This window comes from uncultured Flavobacterium sp. (genome assembly GCF_963975515.1).
In the GTDB taxonomy this organism is placed as follows: Bacteria; Bacteroidota; Bacteroidia; order Flavobacteriales; family Flavobacteriaceae; genus Flavobacterium.
Window position 1 is genome coordinate 129,146 of sequence record NZ_CAXBGY010000001.1, and the last position, 11,266, is coordinate 140,411.

The 11,266-nt window shown below is 27.7% G+C and carries 13 protein-coding genes; 7 read left to right on the top strand and 6 right to left on the bottom strand.

Annotated features, from left to right (window positions below; genetic code table 11):
• Position 1 precedes the first annotated feature (1 nt).
• A complete protein-coding gene (locus AAC008_RS00585) occupies positions 2 to 1,921 on the bottom strand; it encodes a DUF294 nucleotidyltransferase-like domain-containing protein (protein ID WP_339886784.1) in 1,920 nt (639 codons plus the stop codon).
• Positions 1,922 to 2,099: 178 nt separating this feature from the next.
• Between AAC008_RS00585 and AAC008_RS00590 the strand changes: the two genes are divergently transcribed.
• From AAC008_RS00590 to AAC008_RS00615, 6 genes are all read left to right on the top strand, one after another.
• The gene (locus AAC008_RS00590; RefSeq protein ID WP_339886785.1) at positions 2,100 to 2,468 is read left to right on the top strand and encodes a hypothetical protein; all 369 of its coding nucleotides are present in this window, start codon (positions 2,100 to 2,102) and stop codon (positions 2,466 to 2,468) included.
• A gap of 126 nt (positions 2,469 to 2,594) precedes the next feature.
• The gene (locus AAC008_RS00595; RefSeq protein ID WP_339886786.1) at positions 2,595 to 3,203 is read left to right on the top strand and encodes a short-chain dehydrogenase; all 609 of its coding nucleotides are present in this window, start codon (positions 2,595 to 2,597) and stop codon (positions 3,201 to 3,203) included.
• Entirely contained in the window at positions 3,200 to 3,490 is a 291-nt protein-coding gene (locus AAC008_RS00600) for a DUF3817 domain-containing protein (protein ID WP_339886787.1), read from the top strand. Before AAC008_RS00595 ends, AAC008_RS00600 begins: the two co-directional genes overlap by 4 nt.
• On the top strand, positions 3,477 to 4,712 hold the full coding sequence (locus AAC008_RS00605) for a mechanosensitive ion channel domain-containing protein (protein ID WP_339886788.1): 1,236 nt from the start codon (positions 3,477 to 3,479) through the stop codon (positions 4,710 to 4,712). Before AAC008_RS00600 ends, AAC008_RS00605 begins: the two co-directional genes overlap by 14 nt.
• Before the next feature lie 139 nt (positions 4,713 to 4,851).
• On the top strand, positions 4,852 to 6,138 hold the full coding sequence (locus tag AAC008_RS00610) for an OmpA family protein (RefSeq protein ID WP_339886789.1): 1,287 nt from the start codon (positions 4,852 to 4,854) through the stop codon (positions 6,136 to 6,138).
• An 82-nt stretch (positions 6,139 to 6,220) separates the two neighbouring features.
• On the top strand, positions 6,221 to 6,631 hold the full coding sequence (locus AAC008_RS00615; protein WP_339886790.1) for a glyoxalase: 411 nt from the start codon (positions 6,221 to 6,223) through the stop codon (positions 6,629 to 6,631).
• Here the strand turns inward: AAC008_RS00615 and AAC008_RS00620 are convergent.
• Positions 6,608 to 7,279, bottom strand: coding sequence for a DUF2461 domain-containing protein (locus AAC008_RS00620; protein WP_339886791.1), 672 nt, complete (start codon positions 7,277 to 7,279; stop codon positions 6,608 to 6,610). The genes AAC008_RS00615 and AAC008_RS00620 overlap by 24 nt on opposite strands.
• A gap of 169 nt (positions 7,280 to 7,448) precedes the next feature.
• Here AAC008_RS00620 and AAC008_RS00625 point away from each other — a divergent pair, with 169 nt between their 5' ends.
• Positions 7,449 to 8,489 (top strand): T9SS type A sorting domain-containing protein, encoded by a 1,041-nt coding sequence (locus AAC008_RS00625; RefSeq protein WP_339886792.1) that lies wholly within the window; start codon positions 7,449 to 7,451, stop codon positions 8,487 to 8,489.
• A gap of 11 nt (positions 8,490 to 8,500) precedes the next feature.
• Here AAC008_RS00625 and AAC008_RS00630 read toward each other — a convergent pair whose 3' ends face one another.
• The 4 genes from AAC008_RS00630 to hisA all read right to left on the bottom strand — a co-directional run bounded on the left by AAC008_RS00630 (position 8,501) and on the right by hisA (position 11,159).
• Positions 8,501 to 8,890: a hotdog domain-containing protein gene (locus tag AAC008_RS00630; protein WP_339886793.1), complete on the bottom strand. Its 390-nt coding sequence runs from the start codon at positions 8,888 to 8,890 to the stop codon at positions 8,501 to 8,503.
• A gap of 41 nt (positions 8,891 to 8,931) precedes the next feature.
• A complete protein-coding gene (gene hisIE, locus AAC008_RS00635) occupies positions 8,932 to 9,531 on the bottom strand; it encodes a bifunctional phosphoribosyl-AMP cyclohydrolase/phosphoribosyl-ATP diphosphatase HisIE (protein WP_339886795.1) in 600 nt (199 codons plus the stop codon).
• A gap of 77 nt (positions 9,532 to 9,608) precedes the next feature.
• Positions 9,609 to 10,364 carry an imidazole glycerol phosphate synthase subunit HisF gene (hisF, locus tag AAC008_RS00640; RefSeq protein WP_339886796.1) on the bottom strand — a complete coding sequence of 252 codons (756 nt, stop codon included), beginning with the start codon at positions 10,362 to 10,364 and terminating at the stop codon, positions 9,609 to 9,611.
• Positions 10,365 to 10,436: 72 nt separating this feature from the next.
• On the bottom strand, positions 10,437 to 11,159 hold the full coding sequence (gene hisA / locus AAC008_RS00645; RefSeq protein WP_339886797.1) for a 1-(5-phosphoribosyl)-5-[(5-phosphoribosylamino)methylideneamino]imidazole-4-carboxamide isomerase: 723 nt from the start codon (positions 11,157 to 11,159) through the stop codon (positions 10,437 to 10,439).
• Positions 11,160 to 11,266: the final 107 nt, after the last annotated feature.

An 11,266-nucleotide genomic window follows, 5' to 3' on the forward strand; every position in this document is an offset into this window, starting at 1 on the left:
ATTACGTAAAATAAGTTAATTGAAATCGCGTTTTTATTAATTCCTGAATACCTTCAATAGGACTAAAACAGTTTTTAAGTTTTACTTTATCTAATTTCGATAACTCTTTTAAATTCAGATATCTACCAGAATTTTCATTTAACAAACCTTCTTCGGTTCTAAAGGTTAATAAAGTCAAAAATGCATCTGCACAAGCTTCATGTAAGTCTTTATTTTGAGGTTCTAATTCAGCTAATTTTTTAAACCTTAAATAAGTGTTATTTACATTTCTAGTTTCTTTGTTTAAAGCCAATAATCTTGCTGCATCAATTAAAGGCATTAAGGCTCTAGCTTTTATATCGAATGAATCTTTGTTCTCACCATCATTTTCTACAATAAATTGCTTGAAGAATCCTAATGGTGGTGGACTTTTTATAGCATCAGCTCCTAAATAAGCAAAGAACAATTCATTTTTGTTTGTGTTGTCAAATATGTTTTGTGTTATTTTATCTACAAATGCTTCATCGCCATAAACTAAATCATAGTCAAAAAAGATAGAACACATTAAAATTCCGTTATCACCAGGAGCATTAATCCATAAATTGAATTGTTTTTTCCAATCAGTTACTGACTTGCACCATTGAGGATTGCTTGCCATCATATTTGCTGGACAAAATTCATAACCTACTTTATTTAAAGTTTTGGTAACACGTTCGGCTAATTGTAGAAAATAAGACTTCACAGTATCATATTCTTTATCAGGAACATCTTCAAAAATTATAAAATTATCTTGATCGGTCATCAATAATTGTTCTTTTCGACCTTGACTTCCCATAGCCATCCAAGAAAAACGGGTTGGAGGAGGAGTTCCTATTTTTTCGATAGCCAATTCAATAGCTCTTTTAGAAATAGCTGTATTGATTTCACCAGCAATAGAACATAAATGATTGATTGGTATGTTTTTATCTAAAGATTGTTGGATTAATTCTGTTAGTTTTTCTCGAATAATTCTTAAATCTGAAGAATTTGAAGCTCTTTTACATTGTTTTATTAAAACTCCAGGATTATTTGCTTGAGCTACCACAATATCATGCTCAGAAATAATTCCTTTGATTTCAGAATGAATAGTTCCATCAATTGTAACACATAAATGACCTACATTATACTTTAGCATCATAATTTGAGCTTCAGCAATGGAAAGGTTTTCTGCAACAGTAATAACTGGAGTTGACATTATTTGTTTTGCATCAACATCAATAGGAAATAAGCCTGTAGCAATTTTTGAACGTAAATCTTTATCCGTAATAATTCCGATAGGTAAGTTGCTTTTTTCAACAATAATGCTCCCAATTTTATGATCTACCATTTTTTTGGCAATATCTTTAACGATATGATTTGCCTTAGAAGTGATTGGATTTTTTGTGTACTTTATAGGTTGATAGTATTGAATTTCAGCTGTTTGTTCATTATAAATAACATTTTCAGAAATTAATTTTCCTTTATTTTCCTTACTGTGTGGATTTCTTGTGTTAGAAGCAAAACTTTCTAATAAAAAGTTTAAAACCGATTGATTTTGAGAAACATATGGTCTAAATATTTCAATTGGAATAGCGTAAAGAATTGTTTCTTCACGAGCTTTTGCAGTCATTAAGTAATTATCTTTTGCAAAAAAAGGTCTTAAACCAATAATATCACCATCATCACATTTGTCAATTAAAACATCATCTGAATCAGAAGTTATGTTTAAACCAATTTCACCAGAATTTACAACATAGAAATTCTCATGCGTTTTATCGTTTATTTGAAATAAAACTTGATTTTTTTCGAAATACAAAACTTTTACTTGAGTAGCGATTGCATAAATATCATCTGAACCTAAATAAGTAAAAGGTTCATAATGTTTTAAAAAATCAGCTATACGTTGTGCGATAGAGTTGTTCATGTGTATGATTATTACATACGAAATTACAATTCTTTTATCTAGAATCAAAGGAGTATTAAAATATTCTATTTTACATAATGTATATTATAAGTCAAATATATACTAATACAAAAATACATAAAAAAACGTTTGCATCTAATTTAGATAAAGGTTAGATTTGTGCCATTATAAATATACTATGCAAAACAAACAAGCAATACAACTTATTGAGAAAATTCAAAAAGAAATTTCTACAAAGAAATATGTTGTTTCTTCCATAATTGAAGATTTAAAAAAAGTTAGAGAAATTACTATGGAATTAAAAAATCCAGTTTTAACTAAAGCATTACGTTTATCTTATGAACACTTAGATAAAAATGACGCATTTTTAATTGAAGTTCCAAGTGATGAACCAATAGATGAAGAAAATGAGAAAGAAGTTTCTATTTATTCTGCTGAGAATAATTTAGAAAGTTTTAAATATTTTCTATCTCTATTAACAGACTGCTCAAAGAAAAACAACTTATTAGATTTAAAAGAATACAACAAAGCATTTATAGCTATGTAATTCTAACTTCTATTTTACATAATATTAAATCGGTTGAAAAGCCGATTTTTTTATATATATCTTAACGTATTTCTATTTTATAACTGACTAATTTTGCAGAAGAAAAAGAAACATAGTAAAATAAAAATGTCTAGTACAAAAAAAACACGATTTAAATTATTACATCAGTATTATAAATATACTGGTTTTTACTCGTTTATATGGCAAGGTCTTAAAAAAGCAATAATTCCTACATTATTAATTGTTGGTGTTTTGTTTTATGTGAACGAAAAAATAATTAATCTTAATGAAGCTATGGTTTATGCAACCAAAAACTTTAGCGATTTTTTCCTGTTTTCAATTTTTTTATTATCCGAAAGTATTTTAGGTTTAATTCCTCCTGATATTTTTATTGCTTGGACAAAAAATACCGATTCACCTCTACTCTACCTTTCTATACTAGCTGTTTTATCTTATGCAGGTGGTGTAATTGCATATTTTATGGGTAAAGCATTAGCAGCTATTCCTTCTGTAAATAAATATATGTATGGCAAAATGACCAAACATATTATTAATATGCAAAAATGGGGTGGTTTTTTAATAATCGTTGGAGCATTGTTGCCTTTACCTTTTGCAATGGCTTGTCTAGCTGCCGGTATGATTAATTTTTCTAGAAAACACTTTTTCTTATTTGCCTTATTCCGTGTATTTAGATTCGTAATATATGGATATGTAATTTATGCTGCTTTATCATGATAAAAACATTTAAAATTGTTGCTATTTTAGAAGGGTTTTCATACCTTTTTCTATTTGCTAATATGTTAATAACCAAAAACATAAATATCGATTTATACAAAACAATATTATTTCCATTAGGAATGGCTCATGGAGTTTTATTTATAACTTATCTTATATTAGCTTTAGTAGTAAAAGTAAAAGTTAAATGGTCAGTAAATACATTTTTAATTGTTTGTGTAGCTTCATTAATACCTTTTGCTACATTTTATATTGAAAAAAAGTACTTAAAAAATGAAAATATATAATTGGGCATATCAATTACTAGAATATTTTGATGTTGGCGGAAGTTTAGCGTTATACATTAGTTTAATAATTAATATTGCTTTAGTAATTGCAATAGCTTTATTATTAGATAGTGTTTTTAAGAAAATACTTATTATTTCTTTAGCAATTGTTGCTGCTAAAACAAAATCTACATTTGATGATTTTTTAGTAGCCAATAAAACAGCAAAATATATTGCCCATCTTATACCTTTATATTACGTTTATAAAACTGTACCTATTATATTAAAAGATTTTGAGTATTGGGAGGATTTTTTTTCAAAAGGTGTAAAAATCTACATAATTATTTTGTCTTTATGGATAATTAGAAGTGTTTTTCATTCTCTTAAGGATTTTCTAAAACATATACCTCGTTTTAGTGACAAGCCGATTGATAGTTACATACAAGTATTTATGATAGTTTTGTGGACTTTTGGAATCACATCATTTATATTAATTATTTTTGACTTAGAAGCAGGAAAATTGTTTACCTATTTTGGAGCAATTTCAGCTTTAATCTTTTTAATTTTTAAAGATACTATCTTAGGTTTCGTTGCTAGTATTCAAGTTTCTGTCAACGATATGGTTCGAATTGGAGATTGGATAACTATGGAAAAATTTGGAGCAGATGGTGATGTAATTGAAATTAATTTAGCAACTGTTAAAGTTCGAAATTTTGATAATACTACCACCACAATTCCAACCTATAGTTTAATTTCCGATAGTTTTAGAAATTGGAGAGGAATGCAAAACTCTGATGGAAGACGTTTTAAACGTAGTTTTTTAATAAAACCTAGTTCCGTTAAATTTATTTCTGATGAAGAATTGCCGAAATTTGAAAAACTAGATTTATTGAAATCTTATATCTCTCATAGACAGACTGATATCCAAAAATATAATATTACTAATTCGATTGATAAATCTGTTATTCTTAATGGAAGAAACTTAACAAACTTAGGCTTGTTTAGAAAGTTTATTCAACAGTATATTGAAAATCATCCAGGCATTAATAAAGAAATGCTATTAATGGTTCGTTATCTTCAACCAACAGAATTAGGAATTCCTTTGGAAATATATTGTTTTTCAAAAGATAAGATATGGGAAAATTACGAGCATATAATGGCTGATATAATTGATTATACAATTTCTTCAGTAAATTATTTTGATTTAGAAATATTGGAATTAAATTTCAATAAAAATAGTTAAGTTTTAATTTTAAGCCTTAATATTTTTAAGGAATTTCTTAACAAGAAACATATTAAATATGGTTTTTTTGTAAAAAAAAGGTATTTGTTAATAATAATTTTAATACTTTTGTAAAGTTATATTAACAATAAACAAATTCATGAAAAAATTATTACTATTATTGTCGTTATTCGTATTAACAAGTGCAATAGCTCAAGAAGAAGAAGTAAATGGTGCAATGCAATCAAGCATCTATAATAAATGGTCGATTGATATCAATGGTGGTCTTTCTAGACCTACTACACCCTTTTTACCAGGTTATTATGTTGAAGATTTATCTTTCTTTCACGTAGATTTAGGTGCAAGATATATGTTTAATCCAAAATTTGGTATGAAAATGGATTTTGGATATGACAGTTTCGAAAACCCAAAAGATGTCTTAGCTTTTAAATCTCAATACTATAGAGTAAACTTACAAGGAGTTTTAAATGTAGGTAGAGCTTTAAATTTTGAAGAATTTACTCAAAGTTTTAACATTCAAGCACACGGTGGACTTGGTTATTCTTTTATGACTTCTAATAATTTTGACGGTGAAGATAACATGGCAAACGTGCTAATTGGTTTAACCGGACAATATAAATTATCAGAAAAAGTTGCTTTAAATGCAGACTTCACTATGATTAACAACATTAGACAACATTATACTTTCGATGGAGCTTCTGGTTTTGGAAATTTACCTGATGATAGAGGATTTAATGGTACATTATATAATGCTACTCTTGGTTTATCAATCTATTTAGGTAGTAATGATATGCATGCTGACTGGGCTTATGAAATGCAAGATGAAAGACAAGCTGAGATGGAAGACAGAATGGCTGAAATTGAAACTATGATGAATGATACGGATAGAGATGGTGTGCCTGACTATTTAGACGTTGAAAACAACACTACAAATGGTGTTGCTGTTGATGCTAAAGGAAGAGCTATTGACTTAAACAACAATGGAATTCCAGATGAATTAGAAAGATATGTTGAAGCTAAAACTAAAGAAGCTGTTGCTGTTTCAAATGGAACTAATGGTTCTTCAGGTGGAAGAGCAAATAAATCTCCATTGGAGTTAATTAATCAAGGATACATAAACATTTTCTTTGATACTGATTCGTTTGATCCAAAATCTTCATCTACTAACGATTTATACTTTGTTATAAACTATTTAAGAGATAACCCAAGTGCATCTGCTGAAATAATTGGAACTGCAGACACAAGAGGTACTAACGAATATAACCAAAAATTATCTGCAAAAAGAGCTGAAAGAGTTAAATCTATTGTTGAAAAAGCTGGTATTGATGGTTCAAGAATGACAATCGTTCCTCAAGGTGAAGCTAATTTAGGTGATGGTTCTGCAAATCTTTCTTTAGTAAGAAAAGTTACGTTCAAAATAAAATAATTATAAACAATTAGTTTTTAATAACTTAAATAACCTCTAAGAAATTAGAGGTTATTTTTTTTTTACCTTTAAAAGAAAAAAGATGGAAACTCGTGATGAATTACTTTTAGCTTATAAAGGAACTACTATTGGAATTGTAACAAAAGATTCCTCTCCTGAAGAAAAATTTCAAAATGAAACCCTACGTCCTATTTTAAAATTTCAAAATGACTTGTTTATAGAGGTTTTTAGAAATTATGCCATTAAACAGAAAGGTTTGTTTTTTTCTCTTTCACCAGAAAAAAAAATGAACTATATAGAAAACACTATTCAAAGAGACATTAAATTTAGAAATTCCTTGAAAGGTATTATTATTGGAATGTTTACTGTTACTGAATACAAAGAGTATATTCTAAATTCATCTAATCTAAACAAAAGAATGATGAATTTATTGATTGAACGTATTAAGAATCAAATACAATTATTTGAATTAATAGAGCGAAATGCCGTTTAAATCAGTTGATAGAACATCACTCATATAATCAAAAAATGGACGCATTGCTTTAAATCTAGCTATTATTTCATTGGCAAAATTTGGAGAAAGTACTTCTTCATTTGTAAATTGTCTTGTAACTAAAAATTGTTTTTTTCTAATCAAATCAATATCAGGATGATTTTTATCAAAATCTCTTGGTGCAGTTTTTAATTCTTCACCTTGTAAAGTTCCAAAATAGTTTTTAAATTCTTTTTGACCTATAATTTCTCTTAATTCTGAAGCGTCTATAGATAATTCCTTCCTTATTCTAAGTAAATCTTCTTTATTTGGCTCCCAAAATCCTCCTCCTACAAAAGAATTATTCTCTTCTATATGTAAATAATAGCCTCCACGTAATTGAGGCTTCTGACGTACAAAACCAGCACTAAAATGTGACTTATAAGGAGTTTTATCTTTTGAAAATCGAACATCACGATAAATTCTAAAAACCTGCATTTTTTCAATATTATCTACTGTTTCAAGATCTTCTTTGATTAATTTAAAAAATAATTTTATATTCTTCTGTTCTTTATCGAAAGTTGATTTGTTTATTGCAAACCATTCTCTATTATTATTGTCTTTTAATTGTGATAAATACACTAAAGTACTAGGTAATATAAGTTTCATAAAGCGTTGTTGTTAAAATTTTACGGTTTTACCGCATATTTTATAAAAAAAGTATGTCTATTAAGTATTAGTATGAAAAAATAATCTAGATTTACACTTTAACGATAAAATATTGCTCTTAATCGATAAATTGATGTTGGTTTAATTTCAAAAATAAAACAACCTACTTATGAAAACTAAATTATTATTATTCGTAGCCATACTAATGGCAAATGTATCTTTTTGTCAAGTAACTGATGTTATTATTAATTATAGCTCGGCAGGAATTACTAATCTTGCCCATAAAGGTAACTATATTTATTTTACTGCTTACAGTCATAAGAAGGTTTATAAATTTGATTATACTTCTTCTAATCCTACAGTAGAATTAGTTTATCAATTTAATGAAAACCCTAATTTTATTTATATTAATAATAATATTTTATATGTTGGTGTAGAAAGCCCATACAAGACTTATAAAATTGATTTATCACTGCAAAATGTACAGCCAATTAAATTAGCAGATATTGCTGGTCCAATGGCGCAAATTAATAATGATTTGTATGTAGGCCAATATGTAGCTGAAAAAATTTCAAAAATTAATTTATCAACAATTGTAGTTACTGATGTTTTGACCAATTACAAGCCTAATTTTTTTGCTTTACTGAATAACGAATTATATTTCACATCTAATACAGCAAATTCTTTATACAAATATAATTGTGGTACAAATTCAGTTACAACTACTTTAAGTGGTTTAAATTATGCTGCTGGTATTGTTTTAAATAATGATAACCTATTTATTTGTGAAAGTTCAGGAAATTCAATATCATACTATTCTTTACCTAATTTTCAGATGACAAGCAATATTCAGTTACCACCAAGTTCTTGGCCTAATGGAATAACTATTGTAAATGATGATTTATATTTTATTCAAACTGTATCTGGTAAAATTTCTAAAGTAGCTTTAAATACTTTAAACAATACTACGCTTGATGCATATTCACCTATAAAACCTTCTGAATCACTTGTTGTATATCCAAACCCTTCTAACGGAATAATAAATCTTAAAAGTGATATACAGATTGAAAATGGACAAATCTATGATTTAAAAGGAAATTTAGTTTCAAATTTAAACATTCAAAACAATCAAATTGATATTTCTAATTTGAACACTGCAACATATTTATTATCTGTTAATGGTCGAACTACAAAAATTATTAAGAATTAATTATTTGTTAGTTAACCTTTAAGCCTATCAACCACATATTCAACTTCTGTTTTTCCGTGTGGTGTAGGCTTTCCTTCTTCATTTAGATTAACTAGCGTTATATTTTCAATAGTAATAATGGTTTCGTGAGTCATTTTATTCCTAACCTTACAACGTAAATTTATTGAAGTAATTCCAAATTTTGTTACTTCCATACCAATTTCAACTATATCCCCTTGTTTGGCAGAACTCATAAAATTAATTTCTGTCATGAATTTAGTAACAACTTTTTGGTTATTGAACTGAATACAAGTATAAAGAGCTGCTTCTTCATCAATCCAAGCCAATAATTTTCCTCCAAATAAAGAACCATTAGGGTTTAAATCTTCGGGTTTAACCCATTTTCTTGTGTGAAATTTCATTTGTGATGTTTATTTTATTGTCTTGTAAATTTACGAAATAATTATTTCTCTCTTTGTTTTAAAACGGAAATAACATCATTCAATTGAAATCCTTTAGCTTGTAATAATATTAAATAGTGAAACAATAAATCTGCACTTTCCGATAAAAATAACTCATCGTTTGAATCTTTAGCTTCAATGACAACTTCAACAGCTTCTTCTCCAACTTTTTGTGCTATTTTATTGATGCCTTTTGCAAATAAAGAAGCTACATAACTTTGTTTTGAATTAGCATTTTCTTTTCTGTCTTTTATGGTTTCTTCTAATTTTGAAATAAATCCATAGTCTTGCTTGTTTTCTTCTTGCCAACATGTATCTGAACCTTTGTGACATGTTGGACCAACTGGTTTAACCTGAATTAACAAAGTATCATTGTCACAGTCATTTTTGATAGAAATAAGGTTCAAAAAGTTATCACTTTCTTCACCTTTTGTCCATAATCTGTTTTTTGAACGACTGAAAAATGTAACTTTATTGGTTTCCAAAGTTTTGTCGTATGCTTCTTGATTCATATAACCCAACATCAAAACATTTTTTGTTTCGTTATCTTGAATTATGGCTGGAATTAATCCGTCTGTATTTTTTGTAAAATCTATTTTCATGTTTTTTTAATTTAAAGATTGAATGATTTAAAATTGAAAGATTATGTTATTTGTAAAAATCATAATTTCTTTTAAACCTAAATTCGTACTTCTATGTTTTGTTCTTTTAAATGTTTTTTTAATTCAGGAATTTCAATTTCTTGGAAGTGAAAAACACTTGCTGCTAAAGCTGCATCTGCTTTTCCGACCATAAAAGTATCGGTAAAATGTTGCATTGTTCCTGCTCCACCTGAAGCTATGATTGGAATATTAACTAAAGTTGAAAGTTTAGCTAAAGCTTCATTAGCAAATCCGTTTTTGGTTCCATCATTATTCATGGAAGTGAATAAAATTTCACCTGCTCCTCTTTTTTCAACTTCAACAGCCCAATCAAATAGGTTTAATTCAGTTGGAACCTTTCCTCCTACTAAATGTACAATCCAATCATCATCTATTTTCTTAGCATCTATCGCAACAACTATACATTGACTTCCAAATTCTTGAGCTAATTCATTAATCAAATCCGGATTTTTTACTGCAGATGAATTGATTGAAACTTTATCAGCTCCATTTTTTAATAAAATTGAAACATCTTCTACAGAGCTAATTCCACCACCAACTGTAAACGGAATATTAATAGCTTTTGCGACATTTCTAACTAAATCAACTAAAGTTTTTCTTCGTTCTTCTGTAGCAGAGATATCTAGAAAAACTAATTCGTCTGCACCTTCTTCTGAATATTTTTTAGCCAGTTCAACTGGATCACCTGCATCTTTTAAATCCACAAAATTGACACCTTTTACAGTTCTTCCATTTTTGATGTCTAAGCACGGTATTATTCTTTTTGTAAGCATTTTTTTTTAGTTATTAGTAATTAGTAACTAGTGATTAGCTTTAAAACGAGGCTAATCTCTAATTACTTTTCACTAGTTACTTATATATTTTTCTAATTGTTTTAATGTGATTCTTCCTTCGTAAATGGCTTTTCCTATGATTGTTCCTTCACATCCTAATTCGGCTAATTTTGGTAATTCATCAAAAGTTGAAATTCCCCCAGAAGCTATTAACTTAACGTTTTCACATTTAGATAAAATCTCTTTATATAAATCAAAACTTGGTCCTTCTAACATTCCGTCTTTAGCAATATCTGTACAAATTACATAAGTAATTCCGTCTTTTTGATAGTTTTGAATAAACGGAATAACTTCTTCATTACTTTCTTCTAACCAACCAGAAACGGCAATTTTTCTATTGTTTGCATCTGCTCCAAGAATTATTTTATCCGTTCCATAAATTGAAATCCATTCTTTGAATAAAATTGGATTTTTTACAGCAATACTTCCTCCAGTAATTTGATTTGCACCACTTTCAAAAGCAATTTTTAAATCTTCATTGGTTTTTAATCCACCACCAAAGTCAATTTTTAAATTTGTTTTTGAAGCAATTTGTTCTAATACTTTATGATTGATAATTCTATTAGATTTTGCACCATCTAAATCAACTAAATGTAAGTATTCAATACCTGCATCTTCAAATGATTTGGCAACTTCTAATGGGTTTTCATTATATATTTTCTTCGTATTGTAATCTCCTTTTGATAAACGAACGCATTTTCCGTCTATGATATCTATGGCTGGTATAATTCTCATTATTAATTTTTTTTTTGGAACACAGATTGTTATAATTTGAGAAATTTATATAATCTTCTTATTTACTATATTTTAATTTTAATAATTTCTCTTATTTCTCATATCTG

What these genes read in the sequence shown, in the direction of transcription:
- AAC008_RS00585 (WP_339886784.1), bottom strand. Translation starts at nt 1,921, where the DNA reads ATGAACAACTCTATCGCACAACGTATAGCTGATTTTTTAAAACATTAT.
- AAC008_RS00590 (WP_339886785.1), top strand. Translation starts at nt 2,100, where the DNA reads ATGCAAAACAAACAAGCAATACAACTTATTGAGAAAATTCAAAAAGAA.
- AAC008_RS00595 (WP_339886786.1), top strand. Translation starts at nt 2,595, where the DNA reads ATGTCTAGTACAAAAAAAACACGATTTAAATTATTACATCAGTATTAT.
- AAC008_RS00600 (WP_339886787.1), top strand. Translation starts at nt 3,200, where the DNA reads ATGATAAAAACATTTAAAATTGTTGCTATTTTAGAAGGGTTTTCATAC.
- AAC008_RS00605 (WP_339886788.1), top strand. Translation starts at nt 3,477, where the DNA reads ATGAAAATATATAATTGGGCATATCAATTACTAGAATATTTTGATGTT.
- AAC008_RS00610 (WP_339886789.1), top strand. Translation starts at nt 4,852, where the DNA reads ATGAAAAAATTATTACTATTATTGTCGTTATTCGTATTAACAAGTGCA.
- AAC008_RS00615 (WP_339886790.1), top strand. Translation starts at nt 6,221, where the DNA reads ATGGAAACTCGTGATGAATTACTTTTAGCTTATAAAGGAACTACTATT.
- AAC008_RS00620 (WP_339886791.1), bottom strand. Translation starts at nt 7,279, where the DNA reads ATGAAACTTATATTACCTAGTACTTTAGTGTATTTATCACAATTAAAA.
- AAC008_RS00625 (WP_339886792.1), top strand. Translation starts at nt 7,449, where the DNA reads ATGAAAACTAAATTATTATTATTCGTAGCCATACTAATGGCAAATGTA.
- AAC008_RS00630 (WP_339886793.1), bottom strand. Translation starts at nt 8,890, where the DNA reads ATGAAATTTCACACAAGAAAATGGGTTAAACCCGAAGATTTAAACCCT.
- hisIE (WP_339886795.1), bottom strand. Translation starts at nt 9,531, where the DNA reads ATGAAAATAGATTTTACAAAAAATACAGACGGATTAATTCCAGCCATA.
- hisF (WP_339886796.1), bottom strand. Translation starts at nt 10,364, where the DNA reads ATGCTTACAAAAAGAATAATACCGTGCTTAGACATCAAAAATGGAAGA.
- hisA (WP_339886797.1), bottom strand. Translation starts at nt 11,159, where the DNA reads ATGAGAATTATACCAGCCATAGATATCATAGACGGAAAATGCGTTCGT.